At 66.0% G+C, this 20,849-nt stretch carries 18 protein-coding genes and 2 tRNA genes; 10 read left to right on the forward strand and 10 right to left on the reverse strand.

The genetic code is table 11. The annotated features are described in order from the left end of the window. Nucleotides 1-5: 5 nt before the first annotated feature. A complete protein-coding gene (locus tag MNI96_RS02965; RefSeq protein WP_249690235.1) occupies nt 6-446 on the reverse strand; it encodes a tripartite tricarboxylate transporter TctB family protein in 441 nt (146 codons plus the stop codon). Nucleotides 447-561: 115 nt separating this feature from the next. After that, on the reverse strand, nt 562-1,530 hold the full coding sequence (locus tag MNI96_RS02970; protein WP_249690237.1) for a tripartite tricarboxylate transporter substrate binding protein: 969 nt from the start codon (nt 1,528-1,530) through the stop codon (nt 562-564). Nucleotides 1,531-1,707: 177 nt separating this feature from the next. Here MNI96_RS02970 and MNI96_RS02975 point away from each other — a divergent pair, with 177 nt between their 5' ends. From MNI96_RS02975 to MNI96_RS02985, 3 genes are all read left to right on the forward strand, one after another. Continuing rightward, a complete protein-coding gene (locus MNI96_RS02975; RefSeq protein ID WP_249690239.1) occupies nt 1,708-2,379 on the forward strand; it encodes a response regulator transcription factor in 672 nt (223 codons plus the stop codon). After that, on the forward strand, nt 2,376-3,809 hold the full coding sequence (locus tag MNI96_RS02980) for a sensor histidine kinase (protein WP_249690241.1): 1,434 nt from the start codon (nt 2,376-2,378) through the stop codon (nt 3,807-3,809). Before MNI96_RS02975 ends, MNI96_RS02980 begins: the two co-directional genes overlap by 4 nt. Before the next feature lie 82 nt (nt 3,810-3,891). Next, nucleotides 3,892-4,974 (forward strand): ABC transporter substrate-binding protein, encoded by a 1,083-nt coding sequence (locus tag MNI96_RS02985; RefSeq protein ID WP_249690243.1) that lies wholly within the window; start codon nt 3,892-3,894, stop codon nt 4,972-4,974. Between the two features lie 177 nt (nt 4,975-5,151). On the opposite strand, the gene MNI96_RS02990 is transcribed toward MNI96_RS02985, so the two are convergent. Next, complete coding sequence (locus MNI96_RS02990) at nt 5,152-6,228, reverse strand: ABC transporter ATP-binding protein (RefSeq protein WP_249690245.1); 1,077 nt, start codon at nt 6,226-6,228, stop codon at nt 5,152-5,154. A gap of 162 nt (nt 6,229-6,390) precedes the next feature. Between MNI96_RS02990 and MNI96_RS02995 the strand changes: the two genes are divergently transcribed. The 7 genes from MNI96_RS02995 (at nt 6,391) to MNI96_RS03025 (ending at nt 13,077) form a co-directional block, all read left to right on the forward strand. Next, a complete protein-coding gene (locus MNI96_RS02995; RefSeq protein WP_249690247.1) occupies nt 6,391-7,089 on the forward strand; it encodes a GntR family transcriptional regulator in 699 nt (232 codons plus the stop codon). Then, nucleotides 7,086-8,003 carry an alpha/beta hydrolase gene (locus tag MNI96_RS03000; RefSeq protein ID WP_249690249.1) on the forward strand — a complete coding sequence of 306 codons (918 nt, stop codon included), beginning with the start codon at nt 7,086-7,088 and terminating at the stop codon, nt 8,001-8,003. Before MNI96_RS02995 ends, MNI96_RS03000 begins: the two co-directional genes overlap by 4 nt. A 35-nt stretch (nt 8,004-8,038) precedes the next feature. After that, nucleotides 8,039-9,256, forward strand: a complete 1,218-nt coding sequence (locus MNI96_RS03005) for an ABC transporter substrate-binding protein (protein WP_249690251.1) — start codon at nt 8,039-8,041, stop codon at nt 9,254-9,256. Between the two features lie 176 nt (nt 9,257-9,432). Beyond that, nucleotides 9,433-10,350, forward strand: coding sequence for a carbohydrate ABC transporter permease (locus tag MNI96_RS03010; RefSeq protein WP_249690253.1), 918 nt, complete (start codon nt 9,433-9,435; stop codon nt 10,348-10,350). Beyond that, nucleotides 10,347-11,180, forward strand: coding sequence for a carbohydrate ABC transporter permease (locus tag MNI96_RS03015; RefSeq protein WP_249690255.1), 834 nt, complete (start codon nt 10,347-10,349; stop codon nt 11,178-11,180). Before MNI96_RS03010 ends, MNI96_RS03015 begins: the two co-directional genes overlap by 4 nt. A gap of 20 nt (nt 11,181-11,200) precedes the next feature. Continuing rightward, nucleotides 11,201-12,088, forward strand: coding sequence for a sugar phosphate isomerase/epimerase family protein (locus MNI96_RS03020; protein ID WP_249690257.1), 888 nt, complete (start codon nt 11,201-11,203; stop codon nt 12,086-12,088). Further along, nucleotides 12,085-13,077, forward strand: coding sequence for a Gfo/Idh/MocA family protein (locus MNI96_RS03025; RefSeq protein ID WP_249690260.1), 993 nt, complete (start codon nt 12,085-12,087; stop codon nt 13,075-13,077). Before MNI96_RS03020 ends, MNI96_RS03025 begins: the two co-directional genes overlap by 4 nt. 96 nt (nt 13,078-13,173) lie before the next feature. On the opposite strand, the gene MNI96_RS03030 is transcribed toward MNI96_RS03025, so the two are convergent. The 7 genes from MNI96_RS03030 to MNI96_RS03060 all read right to left on the reverse strand — a co-directional run bounded on the left by MNI96_RS03030 (nt 13,174) and on the right by MNI96_RS03060 (nt 20,842). Continuing rightward, nucleotides 13,174-13,249 (reverse strand) — tRNA-Val (locus MNI96_RS03030). A 261-nt stretch (nt 13,250-13,510) separates the two neighbouring features. Then, a complete protein-coding gene (gene hbs / locus MNI96_RS03035) occupies nt 13,511-13,786 on the reverse strand; it encodes a non-specific DNA-binding protein Hbs (RefSeq protein WP_067215746.1) in 276 nt (91 codons plus the stop codon). A gap of 184 nt (nt 13,787-13,970) precedes the next feature. Then, nucleotides 13,971-16,394 carry an endopeptidase La gene (gene lon, locus MNI96_RS03040; RefSeq protein WP_249690262.1) on the reverse strand — a complete coding sequence of 808 codons (2,424 nt, stop codon included), beginning with the start codon at nt 16,392-16,394 and terminating at the stop codon, nt 13,971-13,973. Between the two features lie 460 nt (nt 16,395-16,854). Beyond that, nucleotides 16,855-18,120 (reverse strand): ATP-dependent Clp protease ATP-binding subunit ClpX, encoded by a 1,266-nt coding sequence (clpX, locus tag MNI96_RS03045; RefSeq protein ID WP_249690264.1) that lies wholly within the window; start codon nt 18,118-18,120, stop codon nt 16,855-16,857. A 244-nt stretch (nt 18,121-18,364) separates the two neighbouring features. Continuing rightward, a complete protein-coding gene (locus tag MNI96_RS03050) occupies nt 18,365-19,006 on the reverse strand; it encodes an ATP-dependent Clp protease proteolytic subunit (RefSeq protein ID WP_158192557.1) in 642 nt (213 codons plus the stop codon). Nucleotides 19,007-19,294: 288 nt separating this feature from the next. Further along, the gene (tig, locus tag MNI96_RS03055; protein ID WP_249690266.1) at nt 19,295-20,635 is read right to left on the reverse strand and encodes a trigger factor; all 1,341 of its coding nucleotides are present in this window, start codon (nt 20,633-20,635) and stop codon (nt 19,295-19,297) included. Between the two features lie 122 nt (nt 20,636-20,757). After that, nucleotides 20,758-20,842 (reverse strand) — tRNA-Leu (locus MNI96_RS03060). Nucleotides 20,843-20,849 lie beyond the last annotated feature (7 nt).

A 20,849-nucleotide genomic window follows, 5' to 3' on the forward strand; every position in this document is an offset into this window, starting at 1 on the left:
GGACCTCACGTAAGGAATGCGGTCAGACCGACCGGCAGGTTGAGTTCCAGCAACGTCGTGCAGACGAAAAACCCGACGATGCCGGCCGCGGCACCGAACAGAACCGCGCGCAACGGCGCGGCGCCCAGCATCCAGGCAAGCGTGGCGCAGAACAGCCATGTCGACAGGATGAAGCCCAGCCGTTCGAACAGGTATCCGTAGGCGAAAAGCAGAACCACCACGACGGCGAGACGCCCAAGGGTTTTGGTCGAGGTGCCGAGTTGCGCGACATCCGGACGGATGACGAGGTAGAGGGCACACGCCATGGCGAAAATTCCCAGGATGCGTGGCCAGCTCTCGGGTCCCAGCGGGTCGTACTGGAACGGCGCCTCGATGACTGTGAAGGCGATATAGGTATAGAGCAGCGCGATCACGAGGATCGCACCCGCAAAGACGCGGTCTGCCATGTCGTCCTCCCTTCCCGTTTGGCATGGGGCCCGGTTGGCATTGGGCCGGCGGCGCCTGTCCCGCGCCGTCGGCCCGTGCTGCCGGCCTCCCTGGCCGCCTTGCGGCCTTTTCGCGTTACTGGATCAGGCCGGCTTCGCGGGCGATCTCGCGCAGGCGCGCGATGCGCTGCTTGATCGACTCGTCGAGTTCCGCACCGGCGAGGTTCAGCGGCATAAGGCCCTTTTCCTTCTGCAGCTTGGCGAACTCCTCGCTGGCGAAGGCGTTCTGGAACTTCTCGACCCAGGCGTTGTAGGCCTCGTCCGAAACGTTCTTGCCCATGTAGTAGCCGCGCAGGATGGTCCACTCGGCATCGACACCCAGCTCCTTGGCGGTCGGGATGTCGGCGAAGGGCTCCTCCAGCCGCTCGTCGGACATCACGGCCAGGATGCGCAGCTTGCCGGTGCCGATATGGGAGACCATCTCGCCGACGTCGCCCATATAGACCTGGATGCTGCCGCCCAGCAGGGCCGCGATGGACTCGCCGCCGCCGTCGAAGGCGACATAGCGCATCTTCTTCGGATCCTGATCGATGGCCCGCAGCAGCAGCGCGCCCTTCATCCAGTCCTGCGAACCGACCGAGCCGCCGGCGCCGAAGACGACGGACGAGACGTCGGCCTTCACCGCGTCCATCAGGTCGGACAGCTTCTCGAACGGGCTGTCGGCGCGCACCACGACCGCGCCGAAGTCGGCGCCGGCGGTGGCCAGGAACCGCACGTCGTTCTCCGTCCACTGGCCGTACTTGCCGGTGGCGATGTTGAGCAGCGAGCCGGACGAGAACGCGACGATGGCGTTCGGGTCGTCGGTGCGGGTGGTGTTGAACAGGTTGATGGCCACCGCGCCGATGCCGCCCGGCATGAAGCTGACCTGCATCGGCGTGTCGAACTGGCCCTGCAGGCCGGTCTGGGCGACGCGGCAGGTCAGGTCGAAGCCGCCGCCCGGCTGCGCCGGTGCGATGCACTCGGGCCTGTTGATCTCGGCGGCGAATACAGGGGTGGCGAGGCCGGCGGCGATCAGCGCCGCGGCCGCGGTCTTGAAGAGTTTCATGTAGTCCTCCCGGTTGTCGCACGGATCGGGCCGCAGCGGCGGCACCGTCCATGGATCGCACGACACTAGGCCGCGTGGCTGACCGGAGCTTGACCCGTCGCTGACGCGACGCTGACAGGGAACCCTGCGGCAGCGGTTTTTCTTCCCGCCGCTCACGGCTTGCACTAATCAAGTGGGATGCGGATCGTGCTTGTGGAGGACAACGACGAACTTGCAGAGGCGATCATCGATCGCTTCCGCGGGGAAGGTCATGCCATCGACCGGGAGGCCGACGGCGAGCAGGCGAGCGAGCTTCTGCGCTACAAGACCTTCGACCTCATCCTGCTGGACGTGAACCTGCCCGGCCGCAACGGCTTCGAGATTCTCCGCCAGCTCCGCCTCAGCGGCGACCACACGCCCGTCATGCTGCTCACCGCCCGCTCCGAGATCGACGACCGCGTCGTCGGGCTGGACGCGGGAGCCGACGACTACATCGTCAAGCCGTTCGACCTGCGCGAGCTGGCCGCCCGCTGCCGGGCGCTGGCCCGCCGCCGCGCCGGCGAATCCAGCAACCTGTTCATCGCCGGCAACTTCACCTTCGACCGCGCCGCCAAGCGCGCCACCGTCGACGGCCAGGACGTCGACCTGCGCCAGCGCGAGGTGCAGCTGCTGGAGGTGATGATCGGCAATATCGGTCGCGTCCTGTCCAAGGAGGAGGTCGCCGACAAGCTCTACACCTTCGAGGAAGTGCCGACGCTGAACGCCGTCGAGCAGATCATGACGCGGCTGCGGCGCAAGCTGGAGGGCGCGGCCTTCTCCATCCGCACCATCCGCGGCCTCGGCTATATCGCGAGCGTCCGCGACGAATGACGCTGCCGCCGCCCCTGCCGGAAGCACGCGCCGTGCCCTATTCGCTGCGCCGCCGGCTCACCGTCGGCATGGTCGCGGGCTTCCTGGCGCTCCTCGTCGTGCTCTCCATCGGCCTTTGGACCTATGCGCGCAATGCCGCCAACCAGACCTACGACCTGCTGCTCGCCGGCTCGGCCATCGCCATCCTGGAGCGCATCTCGCCGACGCCCGACGGACTGATCGTCGACATTCCCTCCTCTGCGCTGGAGATCGTCGGCCTTGCCAAGGAAGACCGCGTCTTCTACCGCGTCTTCCGCCTCAGCGGCCGCACCCTGACCGGCGAACCGGACCTGCCGCTGCCCCCCGGCGGCGTGCGCGCCGGCGACCAGCCCCGCTTCTTCGATGCGCCCTACAGCCGCGAGACCTCCCGCTTCGTGCTGCAGGGCAAGCTGATCATCGAGCCGACCGGCCCGGACTGGATCATGCTGCAGCTCGGCCACACGCGGCTTGCCCGCGACACCATGCAGATGGACCTCTTTTCCAAGGGGCTGGCCGGCCTCGTCGCCATCGCCGTGCTCGGCCTCGTCTTCATGCGCCTCGGCATCAACCGGGCGATGGCCCCGCTCGCCGGCATCGAGGCCGACATCCGCGGCCGCGAGCCCTCCGACATGACCCCGCTCGACGCCAAGCCGCCGCGCGAGGTGGAGGGGCTGATCGGCGCCATCAACGATTTCATGGGTCGCCTCGTCACCAGCAAGGAGCACGCCCAGTCCTTCATCGCCGATGTCGCCCACCAGATGCGCACCTCGCTCGCCGCCCTGCAGGGGCAGTTGCAGCTCGCCGCCGAGCAGGACGAGCCCGAGCGCATGCGCCAGCGGCTGGAGCGGGCCTCCGAACAGGCGACCCGCACCATCCGCCTCACCAACCAGCTGCTGTCGCATGCCATGGTCACCCATCGCGGCATCGACGAGCCGGTCGAAAAGATCGACCTGATGCCGCTGATCCGCACCTCGGTCGAGGAGTTCCTGCGCCATCCGGAGACCGAGGGCATCGACATCGCCGTACTGCACGACGACCTGCCCGCCGGCAGCGCGCTGCTCGTCGCCGATCCGGTGGCGCTGCGCGAGGCCCTGCGCAACCTGCTCGACAATGCCGCGCGGCACGGGCCGAAGGACATCCGCATCGACATTGGCCTGTCGCGCACGCGCATCGACGAGCGCGAGGCCCTGTGCATCTCGCTCGACGACAGCGGCCCCGGTATTCCGGCGGCCGAGCGCGAGAAGGTGCTGGAGCGCTTCTATTCGCTGAACCGGGCCGGCGGCGGATCCGGCATCGGTCTCAGCATCGTCAACGCGGTGGCGCGCAGCCATGGCGGCCGGCTCGCCCTTGCCGACAGCCGGCTCGGCGGGCTGCGCGTCGAGCTGGACCTGCCGGTCGACGGACCGGCCTGAACGATCGAGACGGGCGACCGGCGCGGCCAAATCAGCGCCGGCACCCATGGGGAACGGAAACGAAATCGGGAGGACGACGGGCATGACGCTTGCGACCCTTGCCAGGACACGCCTTGGCGCCCTGCGCCGGATCCGTGCCGCCGTGCTCGGCGCGGCGGCGCTTTCTCTGGCCGCCGTCGGCCACGCCCGGGCCGAGACGCGGCTCACCATCTACAGCGCCACCGACACGTCGGCCATGACGGAGGTGATCGCCCGCTTCGAGGCGACCCACCCGGCGGTCAAGGTCGAGTATGTCGAATACAACACCTCCGAACTCTACGAGGCCATCGCCTCGCACAGCCACCTGGTCGACGTGGTCATCAGCTCCTCGATGGACCTCCAGGCGAAGCTGGTGAACAGCGGCGATGCCTACGCCTTCCGCCCGCCCAATGCCGATGCCCTGCCCGAATGGGCGCGCTGGCGCGGCGAGCTCTACGGCTTCACCTGGGAGCCGGTGGTGATGGTCTACAACAAGGCGGCCTTCGCCGACCGGCCGCTGCCGCAGACCCGGTCCGAGCTCGCCGGCATGATCCGCGACGATCCCGATTTCTTTCGCGGCCGCGTCGGCACCTACGACATCCACCTGTCCGGCGTCGGCTACCTCTTCGCCACCCAGGACGCCCAGCGCGGCTACCAGTTCTCGCGCGTCGCCGAATCCTTCGGCCGCGCCCGCGCCCGCACCTTCTGCTGCACCCGCGAAGTGCTCGACCGGGTCGCGCGCGGCGAGCTGGTCTACGGTTACAACATGATCGGCTCCTACACGCTCGGCGTGGTCCGGGAGGACGAGCGCATCGGCTACTACCTGCTCGACGACTACACGCTGGTGATGAGCCGCACGGCCTTTATCCCCGAAACCGCGCCGAACAAGCGGGCCGCCGTTTCCTTCGTCAATTTTCTCCTGTCGCCGGAGGGCCAGGCGGCCATTGCCACCTCGCCGGAACTTATCCCCCTTCTGCCCGAGGCGACCATCGCCTCCGGCCACAGCGGCGTTCCGGGTACCGAGGGGCGCTCGCTGCTGCCCATCCGCCTCGGCACCGGCCTGCTCACCTATCTCGACCGGTTGAAGAAGGAGGCCTTCCTTGCCGACTGGTCGGCGGCGATGCAGGTCGACAGCGCCTCGCAGTAGAACGCGGGGATAAGTGGCAAAAGGCCGGCCCGGAGAAGCCCGAGGCCGGCCTTTTCCTGATCTTGGGCGTCTTGGAACCCCGGACTCCAAAAAAACGCGATTTCGAGACGGGATTTTGCAAAACCCGTCTCAATCCCGCTATCGCCCGCAAACCCTTGTCATAACAAGAGAAAACACTCAGAGAGCCTCGATCCGGGCGCCATTTTCGCCGTCGAAGTAATGCAGGTCCGCAAGCTCGTAATCCAGACTTATCCTCTCGTTCGGACGCAGCGCCACGGTCGGCGCCAGCCGGGCCGTCAGCTCCTGGCCGCCGAGCCGGCAGATCGCCATCGTGTCCGAGCCGAGCGGCTCGAACACCTCGACCACCGGGGCGATGGCGCCCCCCTTGTCCCCGGCAAAGGCCAGATGCTCCGGTCGGATGCCGACATCGATCCGCGCCCCGTCGGCGGCCGCCACCTCGCCCAGCCGCAGGGCCGCATCGCCCACCCGCAGGACCGGCGAACCGCCTGATCTGTCTATGTTTCCGCTGAACACGTTCATCTGCGGCGAGCCGATGAACTCGCCGACGAACCGGCAGTTCGGCCGGCTGTAGAGCTCGATCGGATGGCCCTGCTGGACGATTTTGCCCCCGCGCAGCACCACCACCCGGTCGGCCAGGGTCATCGCTTCCGTCTGGTCGTGGGTGACATAGACCGTCGTCGTCTTCAGCATCGCATGCAAGCGCTTGATTTGCGTACGCATTTCGACGCGCAGCTTGGCGTCGAGGTTCGACAGCGGCTCGTCGAACAGGAACACGGCGGGCTTCCTCACGATGGCCCGGCCCATGGCCACGCGCTGCCGCTGGCCGCCCGAAAGCTGCCCCGGCTTGCGGTCGAGATAGGCCTCGATCTGGAGGATACGTGCCGCCTCGCGCACCTTCGGCTCGATCTCGGAAGCCTTCAAGCCCCTCATCTTCAAGCCGAATCCGATATTCTCGGCCACGCTCATATGCGGGTATAGCGCATAGTCCTGGAACACCATGGCCACGTCCCGATCGCGCGGCTCCACGTCGTTGACGACCCGCTCGCCGATCTTCAGGACGCCGCCGGAGATCTCTTCCAGCCCGGCGATCATCCGCAGCATCGTCGACTTGCCGCATCCCGACGGCCCGACGAAGGCGACGAATTCCCCGTCCTCGATGGCGAGGCTCACGCCATGGATCGCCCGCACCGATCCGTAATCCTTGACGATCCCCTCCAACCGGATATCCGCCATGGCCCTCTCCCTTGACCGCCCGTTTTTGCGGGCTTGCATTATCGATAATTTGGATGTTATCGATATCGATAATGAAGCGCAACCCCGACCGGACAGGCTGGCGGGGCCGGCGCGAGAGGGGCGGCCGACGACGTTCGGTGGCAAGCAGGGAGCCGGTATCAGATGGCCGTTGAGAGCTTCTCGACCGCATCCGTGATGGATCTTGTCCCCCGGCAGTCGAGCCGGCGCAGCCATGCCGTCTTCGTCGCCCTGCAGAAGGAAATCGTGCTCGGCGAGTTGCCGCCGGACTCCTCCCTGACCGAGATGGAACTGGCCCAGCGCTTCCAGTGCAGCCAGAGCACCGTGCGCGAAGCCTTGATGCAGCTGTCCGAGGAAGGGCTGGTCAAGCGCCTGCCCCATCGCGGCACGCTGGTCGCCCCCTGCCGTGCCGCCGATGCCCGTGCGCTTATCAACATCCGCCGCGAGGTGGAGTGCACCTATCTGGAAGAAGTGCTGCGCAATTCCGGCCGCGGCCTCGTCGGCCAACTCCACGACGAACTGAACGCCATGCGGAACGCCGCCCGCGACGGCGACGAGTACCGGCTCTCGGTGCATGACCGCGCCTTCCACACCACCTTGTTCGCGGCCGCCGACCTGCCCCTCGTGGTGCCGATCCTGACCCGCTGCCTCATCCACAATCACCGCTACAAGATCATGAATTCCCAGCCGAACCGGGCGCTGGAGGAAACGGCCGAGCGGCATGTCCCCATCATCGACGCGCTCAAGGACGGCGATCTGGAGCGGCTGCGCGCCGTGCTCGGCCACCACATCTCCACCATCGTCGACTTCGGCCCCGATCTCACCGAGGAGGCCGGAGCGTGACCCCTCGTCGCCAGCCCAGCCCGGCCATGCGCGCCGTTCTCGACCGCCTCGCGCAGGAAGATCGCGGCCTTGCAGATCCCACCACCTTGGAGCCGCAGGCCGGCCGAGCGCTGGCCGCGCTCACCAATATCCGCTGGAACGAGGACCTGCCGCCGGTCGCCGAAAGCCGCACCCTGATGCATGCCGGATTGCCGGCACGTCTCGTCGTCCCGGAGGGCGACACGGGGCGCGATGCGATCCTCCATGTCCATGGTGGCGGCTGGGCCTTCTGCTCCGCCGCGACCCATGAGTGCGCTGCCCGGCGCATCGCCAATGCGACCGGCGCGCGCGTCCTCACCGTCGAGTATCGCCTTGCCCCCGAGCATCCTTATCCCCACGGGCTGGAAGACGTGCTGGCGGCCTGGGCCGCGCGCGATACGGAGCTTCGCTGGTCGATGGCCGGCGACAGCGCGGGCGCCAACCTGGCGCTGGCGGCGATGCTACGGCTCATCGAGGAAGGCGGCGCCCTGCCCGCCCAGGCGCTGCTCTTCTACGGGGTCTACGGCGCCGACTTCTCGAGCCCGTCCTACGAGTTGTACGCGGACGGACCGGGCCTCACCCGGGCGAAAATGCAGCGCTACTGGAACTGGTATGCGGCCCGCGAACTGCGCGAAAGACCGGCCGTATCCCCGCTGGCGGCAAGCGATGCGGCGCTTGCCGCCCTGCCCCCGCTTTATCTCAACGCCGCCGGGCTCGACCCCCTGTGCAGCGACACCGAACGTCTGGCCGCGCGCCTTCGCGCGCTCGGCCGCGACGACCCCTTCGACCTGTTCGAGGGCGTCGTCCACGGCTTCATGCAGATGGCACTGGCCCTGCCGGAGGCGCGCGACGCCTTCCAAAGGGCCGGCGCCGTCTTCAGAAAACGGGCCGGCTGAGGAGCGGCCTTAAAATCCAGGGAGGAACCAAGACAATGAAAATGTTCAGGAAATTCGCCGTTGCCGCCAGCGCTCTGACGCTGATGGCCAGCCTTGCCCACGCCGACAGCACGGTGCGCTTCTGGTACCATTTCGACAATGCCGACAACCCGATGGACGAGCTCGTCGCCGAGTTCGAGAAGCAGAATCCGGGCATCAAGGTCGAAGCCGAAAACATTCCCTGGAACAGCTACTACGACAATCTCTACACCGCGATCATCGGCGGCAATGCCCCCGACGCGGCGATGGTCAAGATGTTCGCCCAGCCGCGCCTCGTCGAGATGGGCGCGCTGGAGCCGATCGGCGCGCGCATCGATGCCTGGGACGGCAAGGACGGCCTCGAGGACAACCTGCTGAACCTCACGAAGGCCGCCGATGGCGAGACCTACTATCTCCCCGTCCAGTATGTCGTGCTCTACCTCTACTATCGCCAGGACATGCTGGACGAGCTCGGCCTCAAGGTGCCGACGACCTGCGACGAATTCCGCGATGTCGCCAAGGCCTTGACCCGGGACACCAACGGCGACGGCTCGCCGGACGTCTACGGCTTCGGCTTCCGGGGCGGCAAGGGCGGCCACGACCACTGGGCGAGCTTTACCCTCTCCCACGAGGGCGTCAGCCTCGAGGAGGGGCTGACCTCCGATGCGGGGATTGCCGGCACCCAGTACGTGGTCGACCTGTTCCGACAGGACGGCGTCTTCCCGCCCTCCGCGCCCAATGACGGCTTCCAGGAAATCCTCGGCGCCTTCAAGGCCGGCAAGACGGCGATGACCATCCACCACATCGGCTCGGCCAACGGCATCGTCGAGGTTCTGGGCGACAAGGTCTCGGCCGCGCCGGTGCCCGAATGCGGCGGCGGCCGCTGGACCTCCTTCGGCGACGAGAGCACCGCGGTCCTCTCCTCGGCCTCCGACAAGGATGCGGCCTGGAAGTGGATCTCCTTCCTCTCCTCGCCGGTCAACAACGCCAGGTTCAACGAGGCGACCGGCCAGCTGCCGGTGGTCAAGTCGGATGCCGAGAGCTGGTCGCTGCACCCGCAGCGCTTCGTCAAGGCGACGGTGGACTCCCTTCCCTATGCCCACCTGCTGCCGAACGTCTCGCAGACCTCCGACTTCGTGAACACCGTCTGGCCGGTCAACATGCAGCGCGCGCTGACCGGCGAGATCACGGCGCAGGAGATGAACGAGAAGATCGCCGAGCTCTACGCACAGTAAGCGACTATCCCCTGACAGCGACGGGCGGGGCGCAGGCCGCCGCCGCCCGTCGCCCCCTGGAGCCGCCGGCGCCCTACCGGGTGCGGGCATCGGCTCCGGCATTCTGGAACCGATCAGTTTTTCAGGGCATGCGGCCGGGTTCGGCCGCCCCCGCTGATCCAGCCGACGGCCAGACCATGACCGATACAACCGTTCCCGATGCCGGGCCGACCGGGCGCCCGCTCGGCCGGCGCGTGCTCCCTTACGCCATGTTGTCCCCGGCGGTGCTGGTGACGCTGGCCATCGTCTTCTTCCCGATGGTGCAGACCGCATGGATGAGCCTGCACGACTACGTGCTGTTCCGGCCGAACCATTTCGAGTTCGTCGGGCTCGACAATTTCCGCAAGGCGCTGGCCGACGAGGTGTTCTGGATATCCCTGCGGCACACCGCGATCTGGATCGGCATCACGATCCCGGCGCAGGTGCTGCTCGGCCTCGCCACCGCCCTGCTGCTGAACCAGGACTTTCCCTGGCGCCCGCTCGCCCGCGCTCTGATCATTATCCCCTGGGCCCTGCCGTCGGTCGTCATCGCGCTGATGTGGGTGTGGATCTACGACAGCAACTACGGACTGATGAACGACTTCCTGCTGCGCCTCGGGCTGATCGAGCAGGCGGTGCCCTGGCTCGCCCGGCCGGACACCGCGCTCGGTGCCATCATCCTGACGCTGACCTGGCAGGGCTTCCCCTTCTTCGCGGTCATGATCCTGGCCGGCCTGCAGTCGATCCCGCGCAGCTATTACGAGGCCGCGGCCATCGACGGGGCCAGCACCTGGCGCCAGTTCTGGCACATCACCCTGCCCGGCATCTCCGGCGTCCTGGTGACGGCAATCCTCCTGCGGATGATCTGGGTCGCCAATTCCTTCGATGTCATCTTCGTCATGACCGGCGGCGGCCCTGGCTACAGCACCTACACCCTGCCGCTCTACGCCTTCGTCAAGTCCCGCACCAATCTCGACTTCGGCTACGGCTCGGCGCTGGCCGTCCTGTTCACCCTGCTGCTGATGGTGGTCGTGCTCGTCTACCTGCGCCGCACCGGAAAGGCGGTGAGCCGATGAGACTGCGCAAGCTCCCCCTGTGGCGGCGGATCCTGACCGTCGACCTGCCGATGCTGACGATCCTCGCCTTCACGCTCGGACCTTATGCCTGGATGTTCCTCACCTCGGTGACGCCGGAGGCCAGGCTTTTCACGGAAGGTCCGTCGATCCTCGGCGCGACGTTCGAAAACTATGCCCGCCTGTTCCGCACCGTCGGTTTCGGCCGCAACCTGCTCGACAGCCTGATCGTGGCGGGCGGCACGGTCGTCGTTGGCCTCTCCCTGTCGATCACCGCCGCCTATTCGTTCTCGCGCTTCGAGTTCCGGGCCAAGCGCCTGTTGATGATGCAGTTCCTGCTCATCAACATGTTCCCGCTCGTGCTGCTGATCCTGCCGCTCTTCGTGCTGATGCGCGTGCTCGGCCTGCTCGACACCCACGCAGCGCTCATCATCGCCAACTCGACCATCGCCATCCCCTTCTCGGTCTGGATGATGGTCAGCTACATGAACGGCATTCCGCGCTCGCTCGACGAGGCGGCGATGACCGACGGCTGCACGCGGCTCGGCGCCCTGCGCCGGGTGATCCTGCCGCTCTGCGCACCAGGCATCGTCGCGACCGGCATCTACATCTTCATCACCGCCTGGAACGAGTACCTCTACGCGCTGACGCTCGGCGGCCGCAACGTGCGCACCATCACCGTCGCGGTGCAGACCCTGATCGGCGAATACGAGGTCCAGTGGGGCCTGCTCACCGCCGGCGGCATCATCGGCGCCATGCCCGCGACCGTTCTCTTCCTGCTCGTCCAGAAACGCCTCATCTCCGGCCTCACCCAGGGCGCGGTGAAGGGCTGAGCCTCGAAAGGACCCTCCTCTTGAAGAACCCGATTGGCATCATCTCCATGCAGTTCGCCCGCCCCTTCACGGGCGCTGACCTGCATCATTTCGCAAGGGCGGCAAAGCTCGGCTTCGACTTCGTCGAGCTGCTGGTGCCCGAGCCCGAGGACGGGCTCGACCTTGCCGAGACACGCCGCGCCGCCGAGGACGCCAGCCTCTTCCTGGTACTCGCCGCGCGCGTCTCGCCGACCCGTTCCATCGCCTCGGACGACCCCGCGAACCGCCAGGGCGGGCTCGACTACCTCAAGCGCTGCGTCGAGGTCGCGGACGGGCTCGGCGCCCGGATGATCGGCGGCCCGCTCTACGGCGAGCCGATGGTCTTTGCGGGCCGCCCGCCCGTGCCGCGCAGCGATGCCGACATCGCGGCCCGCGCCGAGCGCACCGTCGACGGGCTGAAGCAGGCAGCGGCCGTCGCACGCTCCGCCGGCAAGGTGCTGGCGCTGGAAGCGCTGAACCGGTTCGAGACCGACGTGATCTCGACGACACGGCAGGCGATCGAGGTGGTGGACGCGGTCGGCGATGCCGGCCTCGGCCTGATGCTCGACACGTTCCACATGAACATGGAGGACCGCTCGATCCCCGACGCGATCCGCGCCGCCGGCAATCGCATCGTTCATTTCCAGGCCAACGAGAACCATCGCGGGCACCCCGGCACCGGCCATATCGACTGGCCGGCGGTGATGCGGGCGCTGCATCAGGTCGGCTACAAGGGGCCGATCTCGCTGGAGCCCTTCCGCCGCGCCGACGACCGCGTGGCGCTGCCCATCGCCCATTGGCGCGCGCCGCGCGAAGACGAGAGCGAGAAGCTGATGGCCGGCCTCGGGGTCATCCGCAACGCGCTGGCGCTGGCGGAGGTCGACCAATGATCGATATCGGCTGGATCGGCTGCGGCCGCCACGCACGGCAGATGCTGCTGCCGCAGCTGGGCCGCAACGGCTTCCGCATCGCCGCGCTCTGCGACCGCGATGCGGAAGCCCTCGGCGAGGCGGCGGCAAATTACGGCGTCGCCGCCCTGCATCAGGACTATCGCGATCTGATCGCCCAGCCGGGGCTGGACGCCATCGGCATGGCCGTCGGGCCAGAGCTGCACCGGCTCGCCTCCATCGCGGCGCTGGAGAAGGGCCTGCCGGTCTTCATGGAAAAGCCGCCGGCAGCCGACGCGGCCGGCGCACGCGAGGTGGCGGCGGCCTCGCAGAAGGCCGGCAAGCCGGTCATCGTCGGCTTCATGAAGCGCTATTCGACCGGCAACAGGATCGCCCGCAACGTGCTGGACGGTGGCAGTTTCGGCAAGGTGCTCGGCATCACCGGCAGCTACATGACCGCACCGACCTATTTCGTCGGCGAGCCGGACTATACCGGCTTCTTCCTGCATCACTGCGTCCACTACATGGACCTCATCCCCTGGTTCGCCGGCGAGGACTTCGGCGACATGCTGGTGCGATCAGTAAGCCCAGCGCCGGGCAAGCTGCTGCTGCATGTCAACTTCACCACCAGGGGCGGCACGATCGGCAATGTGGTGATGGGCACGGTGCAGTCGCGCGGCACACCCATGGAAGAAATCCGCATCATGGGCGACCATGCGCGGCTGGAGATCGACAACATCATCGATGTGCGGCTCTACCGCGACCCGCCGTTCAAGGCGGACGATCCGGCCGCGACCTTAGACCCGGCCTGCGACACGCTCTCCTGGACGCCCAACTTCACCGCCGCGGCCAACGAGGACCACAAGGGCTATGCCGCCCTGCTGGCCGACACGGCACGGGCGCTGCGCGGCGAGCCGGCGAGTGCGCCGGACATCGAGGCCGGGGTGCTCGCGATGGAGCGGCTGGAACGCGTGATCGCGCAGATTTCCTGAAAAAACAGCGCGTGAAGCGACGGCTCCACGCGCGGTCCGGACGCCCTGTCAAGCAGCGGGCACCGGACGGAAACAAGAACTCGGATCAGAAAAACGTGGTGGGCGGTGAGAGACTCGAACTCCCGACATCCTCGGTGTAAACGAGGCGCTCTACCAACTGAGCTAACCGCCCGTCCGGCGCGGCCCGGAACGATCCGGAGCCACCGCGGAAGGAGCCTTGCGGACAGGCCGAAGGCTGGTGCCTTTTAAGCTGAGCCGCCGGCGAATTCAACCAGTGTGATAACCGCTGGACGACAGAGCGTCCCGGCTCACACGCGCAGCCCAAGAGCCCCGGACGCAACGAGGCCGCTAGGCAAGCACGTCGCAGACGCAAAACGGCCCCGGCGGGCATCCCGCAGGGGCCGTCAGCGGAGGGTTCGAACGGTCACGCCAATCAGGCGTTGACGGCGTCCTTGAGGCCCTTGCCGGCCTTGAACTTCGGAGTCTTCGACGCCGGGATCTGGATCGTCTCGCCGGTGCGCGGGTTGCGGCCTTCAGAGGCAGCGCGCTCGGAGACGGAGAAGTTGCCGAAGCCGATGATGCGAACTTCACCGCCGCTCTTCAGCGTACCGGTGATCGCGTCGAGCGCTGCGTCGACAGCCTCGCCGGCCTGCGCCTTGGTGAGGCCCGTCTTCTCTGCGACAGCGGCGATCAGGTCGTTTTTGTTCATGGCAGTCCCTTTCCTGGAAACAGCAAGCCCGACGATTCGTGACAGGCTTCGGGGAGGGACAGTCTTGCGAAATCCCGCCCGTGGCAAGCCGAAAAGCGCAGAAATCCGCGATTTTTCGGCTTTTTGCATGTCAAAGGGGCGCCCGCTGACGCCGGCGCCCCTTTTCCTGTGAATAAGCGGTGGATCAATGGGCGACGAGCTTGGCCGCGTCATCCTCCTGCACCACCGCCTTGGCAGCCGCATCGGCCGCTGCCTCATCCCACTCGATGGGCTCGGGCGTGCGAACCAGCGCGGTTTTCAGCACATCTTCCATCCGCGAGACCGGGATGATCTCCAGCCCGTTCTTGACGTTGTCCGGGATGTCCGCGAGGTCCTTGGCGTTGTCCTCGGGGATCATCACCGTGGTGATGCCGCCCCGCAGCGCAGCCAGCAGCTTCTCCTTCAGACCGCCGATCGGCAGGATCCGCCCGCGCAGAGTGATCTCGCCCGTCATCGCCACATGGCGGCGCACCGGAATGCCCGTCATCACCGAGATGACGGCAGTGGCCATGGCGATGCCGGCCGACGGACCATCCTTCGGCGTCGCACCTTCCGGCACGTGCACGTGGATGTCGCGCTTGTCGAACAGCGGCGGCTCGATGCCGAAGTCCACGGCCCGCGAGCGGACATAGGACGCAGCAGCCGAGATGGACTCCTTCATCACGTCGCGCAGGTTGCCCGTGACCGTCATCTTGCCCTTGCCGGGCATCATGACGCCCTCGATGGTGAGCAGTTCGCCCCCCACTTCGGTCCAGGCAAGACCGGTGACGACACCGACCTGGTCCTCAAGCTCGGCTTCGCCGTAGCGATAGCGCGGCACGCCCAGGAACTCCTCGACGACCGCCTCGTCGACCTTGATGGCCGGCTTTTCGGACATCAGGATCTCCTTGACCGCCTTACGGGCCAGCGTCGCCAGCTCGCGCTCGAGGTTACGCACGCCCGCCTCGCGGGTGTAGCGCCGGATCACCTTGCGAAGAGCCTCGTCCGATACCTCGAACTCGCCCTTGCGCAGCCCGTGGTCCTTCTCCGCCTTGGGCAGCAGGTGACGACGGGCGATCTGCACCTTCTCGTCTTCGGTGTAGCCGGCGATGCGGATGATCTCCATCCGGTCCATCAGCGGCGCCGGGATGTTGAGGGTATTGGCCGTGGTCACGAACATCACGTCCGAGAGGTCGTACTCGATCTCCAGGTAGTGATCCATGAAGGACGAGTTCTGCTCCGGATCCAGCACCTCCAGCAGGGCCGAGGACGGGTCGCCGCGGAAGTCCATGCCCATCTTGTCGATCTCGTCGAGCAGGAAGAGCGGATTGGCCTTCTTCGCCTTCTTCATCGACTGGATGACCTTGCCGGGCATCGAGCCGATATAGGTGCGCCGGTGACCGCGGATTTCCGCCTCGTCACGCACGCCGCCGAGCGACATGCGCACGAATTCGCGGCCCGTCGACTTGGCGATCGACTTGCCGAGCGAGGTCTTGCCGACACCCGGAGGACCGACAAGGCACAGGATCGGGCCCTTCAGCTTGTTGGCGCGCTTCTGCACGGCAAGATACTCGACGATGCGGTCCTTGACCTTCTCCAGGCCGTAGTGGTCCGCGTCCAGCACCTCCTGGGCATGCTTGAGGTCGTGCTTGACCTTGCCCTTCTTGCCCCACGGGATACCCAGCAGCCAGTCGAGATAGTTGCGCACGACCGTGGCTTCCGCCGACATCGGGCTCATCTGCTTGAGCTTGCGCAGCTCCGCATTGGCCTTCTCGCGCGCTTCCTTCGACAGCTTGGTCTTGGCAATGCGCTCTTCCAGTTCGGCCACCTCGTCGCGGCCTTCCTCGCCGTCACCGAGCTCCTTCTGGATCGCCTTCATCTGCTCGTTCAGATAGTACTCGCGCTGGGTCTTCTCCATCTGGCGCTTGACGCGCGAGCGGATGCGCTTTTCCACCTGCAGGACGGAGATCTCGCTCTCCATCAGGCCGAGGACGCGCTCAAGACGCCCGGCGACGGAGGTGATCGCAAGGATCTCCTGCTTCTCCGGGATCTTCACCGCCAGATGCGAGGCGATCGTGTCGGCGAGCTTGGAATTGTCGTCGATCTGGCCGATCGCGCCGAGGACTTCGGGCGAAACCTTCTTGTTGAGTTTCACGTAATTGTCGAACTCGGCAACGACCGACCGCGACAGCGCCTCCACCTCGACCGTATCGGTGTCGGTGTCGGGCAGTGCCGCGGCATGCGCCTCGAACAGGTCACTCCGGTCCGTGAAGGACGAGATGCGGGCGCGCGAAACGCCCTCGACCAGCACCTTCACCGTGTTGTCCGGCAGCTTGAGCAGCTGCAGCACGGTGGCGAGCGTGCCGACCTCGTAGATGTCGGAGGGCGAAGGCTCGTCGTCGGAAGCGTTGATCTGCGTCGCAAGCAGGATCTGCTTGTCGGCGCTCATCACCTCCTCGAGGGCACGGATCGACTTCTCGCGGCCGACGAACAGCGGCACGATCATGTGCGGGAACACGACGATATCGCGCAAGGGGAGGACGGCATGGAGGGTGCTTTCGCCCTCGGTCCGCGCATCGAAATCAGTCATGGATCTTCCTTTCCTTGCGAACCCGCCGCCCCGGGGAGTGGCAGACACGACGGGCGCATTACGGAAGCGGTGCCAGGATCATCTTGCCCCCTGCCCGGCCGATGGCCGATGGGAGCTGGCGTCCAGACCGGCCGACCACCCTCGCCCCGTTTGCCGGGCACGGCGGCGGTCGCCCCGCTTGCCTGTTATGCCAATAGGTGGCGAGCCCCCCGCAACGTGTCAAGGCACGCTGACCGCGCGGGCGCCCCGCGTTGACCTTGAGTCTAAGCCCAAACCGGCTTGATTCGCCGAAAATCTGCGCTTCCCCGCGAGGGAAAAGGCAGAAAGCCGGGGAAATCCGTTAAAACTCTGCCGCAGCGGAAACCTGACAATTCGTCCGACCGGGATCCTGCGACGGCAAAGGCCCCGGACCGTTGCCAGACCGGGGCCTTCCAGGATCGATGAGACGCGGAAAGCCGCCTCAGGCGGAGGAGGCCGAATTTTCCGCGCGATCCTCGTAGATGTAGAGCGGGCGTGCCTCGCCGGTGACGACCTCGGCCGAGATCACCACCTCCTTGACGCCCTTCAGGCCCGGCAGTTCGTACATGGTGTCGAGCAGGATCGACTCCAGGATGGAACGCAGGCCGCGAGCGCCGGTCTTGCGCTCGATCGCCTTGCGGGCCACCGCCTTCATCGCCTCGTCGTGGAACGCCAGCTCGACATTCTCCATCTCGAACAGGCGCTGGTACTGCTTGACCAGGGCGTTCTTCGGCTCCGTCAGGATCTGCACCAGGGCTTCCTCGTCGAGGTCGCCCAGGGTCGCGATCACCGGCAGGCGGCCGACGAACTCGGGGATCAGGCCGAACTTCAGCAGATCCTCGGGCTCCAGTTCCTGGAACAGCTCGCCGGTGCGCCGGTCCTCAGGCGCCTCCACATTGGCCTTGAAGCCGATCGAGGTCTTGCGGCCGCGCTCGGAGATGATCTTCTCCAGGCCCGCAAAGGCACCACCGCAGATGAACAGGATGTTGGTCGTGTCCACCTGCAGGAACTCCTGCTGCGGATGCTTGCGCCCGCCCTGCGGCGGCACGGAAGCCACGGTGCCTTCCATGATCTTCAGCAGGGCCTGCTGCACGCCCTCGCCCGAGACGTCGCGGGTGATCGAGGGATTGTCGGCCTTGCGGCTGATCTTGTCGACCTCGTCGATATAGACGATGCCGCGCTGCGCGCGCTCGACATTGTAGTCGGCCGACTGCAGCAGCTTCAGGATGATGTTTTCCACGTCCTCGCCGACATAGCCGGCCTCGGTGAGCGTGGTCGCATCCGCCATGGTGAAGGGCACGTCGAGAATGCGCGCGAGCGTCTGGGCCAGCAACGTCTTGCCGCAGCCGGTCGGGCCTACGAGCAGGATGTTGGACTTGGCCAGTTCGACGTCGTTGTTCTTCGACGCATGGTTCAGGCGCTTGTAGTGGTTGTGCACCGCGACCGAAAGCACCTTCTTCGCCGGACCCTGGCCGATCACATAATCGTCAAGGACCCCGCGAATCTCCTGCGGCGTCGGAATGCCGTCACGGGACTTGACCAGCGAAGACTTGTTCTCCTCGCGGATGATGTCCATGCACAGCTCGACGCATTCGTCGCAGATAAATACGGTCGGGCCGGCGATCAACTTGCGCACTTCGTGCTGGCTCTTTCCGCAGAAAGAGCAGTAGAGCGTGTTTTTCGAGTCGCCGCCGCTGGCCTTAGTCATCAGGTAAACCCCGCGTGCTTCGGAAGGACTTGTCCTTCCGCTGTATCTGGCGAGAAGAACGAACCCGTTCTTCTCTTTTCCGGAACCGGACTAGAGACCCGCCCGCACTCGTCCCGTAAATGTCATCATGCTTCCACCTCAAAAATCAATATACGTTTAAGGCGAAGCCATGACGCCGGCCTTCACGGGCCGGACGGAACGCCGCACGCCACCCGAGGGCGGGTCCGGCCCTGGCACCGTTACGTCACTTAGACTTGTCGTCGCCGCCGGCAAGACCGGCTCGGCTGGTGATGACGCCGTCGATCAGGCCGAACTCCTTGGCCATCTCCGGTGTCAGGAACTTGTCGCGCTCCAGCGCCTCCTCGACGGCGTCGAGAGACTGGCCGGTGTGCTTCACGTAGATCTCGTTGAGCCGCTTCTTGAGGCTCAGGATCTCCTGCGCATGCAGCATGATGTCCGCGGCGGTGCCGCGGAAGCCGCCGGACGGCTGGTGCACCATCACCCGCGAGTTCGGCAGCGAGAAGCGGCTGCCCTTGGCACCCGCCGCCAGCAGCAGCGAGCCCATGGAGGCGGCCTGGCCGATGCACAGCGTGGACACTTCCGGGCGAACGAACTGCATCGTGTCGTAGATCGCCAGGCCCGACGTCACGTAGCCGCCGGGCGAGTTGATATAGATGGCGATCTCCTTGGTCGGGTTCTCGGCCTCGAGATAGAGCAGCTGCGCACAGACGAGCGTCGCAAGGTGATCCTCGATCGGTCCGGTCAGGAAGATGATGCGCTCCTTGAGGAGTCGCGAATAGATATCGAACGCGCGCTCGCCCCGGTTCGTCTGCTCGACGACCATCGGCACGAGTGAGTTCACGGCGAAATCGACTGGATCCTTCATGCCTCGTCCATGCTTTGGAGGAACGTTCCCGGGCTGCACCGCTCGCGCGCAGCCGCCTCTTCAAATCGGTTTGCCGCTCATCAGCGGCCGGGAACGGTCTCGGTCTCGGTCTTGAGTCGAAAAAAGCGACACCCATTCATAAGGGATGTCGCCTCGTATCGGAAGATAGGTGCTGACGGGTCGGGAACAAGAGTTAAAAATGCAAGGATCAAGGCTGCCTTCCTCGCGAATCCGGCCTCGGAGATGATCCGAGGCCGGTCCGTCAAACCATCATGTGGGGAACGAGGATCAGGCCTCGTCCTCGTCTTCCGCCATCAGCTCGTCCTTGGTGACCGTCTTGTCGGTGACCTTGGCAAGCTCGAGGATGTAGTCGACGACCTTTTCCTCGTAGATCGGCGCCTGCAGGCTGGCGAGCGCCGTCGGATTGCTGCGGTAGAAGTCGAAGACCTGCTTCTCCTGGCCCGGGAACTGGCGAACCTTGTCGTAGAGCGCGCGCTGCACCTCTTCGTCGGTCACCTTGACCTGGTTCTGCTCGCCGACCTCGGAGAGCACCAGGCCGAGACGGACACGGCGCTCGGCGATCTTGCGGTACTCGCCGCGAGCCTCTTCCTCGGTCGTCTCCTCGTCCTCAAAGGACTTGCCGGAACGCTGCATGTCCTGCTCGACCTGGCGCCACACGCCGTCGAACTCGGACTGCACCAGACGCTCGGGCAGATCGAACGTATAGACCTCGTCCAGCTTGTCGAGCAGCTGACGCTTCACCTTCTGGCGGGTCATCGCGCCGTACTGGCTCTCGATCTGGCCGCGGATGATCTCCTTCAGCTTGTCGAGGCCCTCCAGGCCCAGGCCCTTGGCGAAGTCGTCATCGATCTTCACCTCGCCCGGCGCCTGCACTTCCTTGACGACGATGTCGAAGGTCACGGCCTTGCCGGCCAGGTGCTTGGCCGGATAGTCCTCGGGGAAGGACACCTCGATGACCTTCTCGTCCCCGGCCTTGAGACCGACGAGCTGCTCCTCGAAGCCCGGGATGAACTGCTTGGAGCCGAGCACCAACTGGCCGTTCTCGTCGGCGCCGCCGTCGAACGGCGTGCCGTCCAGCTTACCGAGATAGCTCATGAGGACGCGGTCGCCCTCCTCGGCAGCACCGTCCTTGGTCTCGAACGGCTTGTTGTTGTCGGCGATCTGGGCGATCTGCTCGTCGATCTCGGCATCGGAGATCTCGACGACCGGACGCTCGATCTCGACCGTCTTGAAGTCGATCAGCTCGAATTCCGGCAGGATGTCGTAGCTCAACTTGAACGAGATGTCGGCAGACCCCGACAGGATCGCCTCGGCATCGCCGTCCGGCAGATCGATCTCGGACTGCAGCGCCGGCTTCTCGTTGCGCTCCTCGACCGCCTTGCGGGTGGTCTCGTTCAGGAGTTCGTTGAGGATCTCGGCGGTCGCCTGGCGCCCGTAGAGGCGCTTCAGGTGCGCAGCCGGCACCTTGCCCGGCCGGAAGCCCTTGATCTTCACCTTGTCCTTGAGGTCATCAAGGTACGTATCGAGGCGGCTAGCAAGCTCAGACGCCGGAATGACGACTTTCAGTTCGCGTTTCAGCCCCTCGGCCAGCGTTTCGGTTACCTGCATGGTCGTGTGCTTCGTCCTAGATCGAGAACGTCTTTCCGACTGCTCTTGTGATTGTGTGCCCGGTTGGGCTTGCTTGACCGGATTCGCTGCCAAAACAGGAGCGCATCGCCCAAGGCCTGACGTGGTGCGGGCGGAGGGACTTGAACCCCCACGGCTTGCGCCACCAGAACCTAAATCTGGCGTGTCTACCAGTTCCACCACGCCCGCGACGTGC

Origin of the sequence: Stappia sp. WLB 29, assembly GCF_023507705.1 — a bacterium.
Lineage (GTDB): Bacteria > Pseudomonadota > Alphaproteobacteria > Rhizobiales > Stappiaceae > Stappia.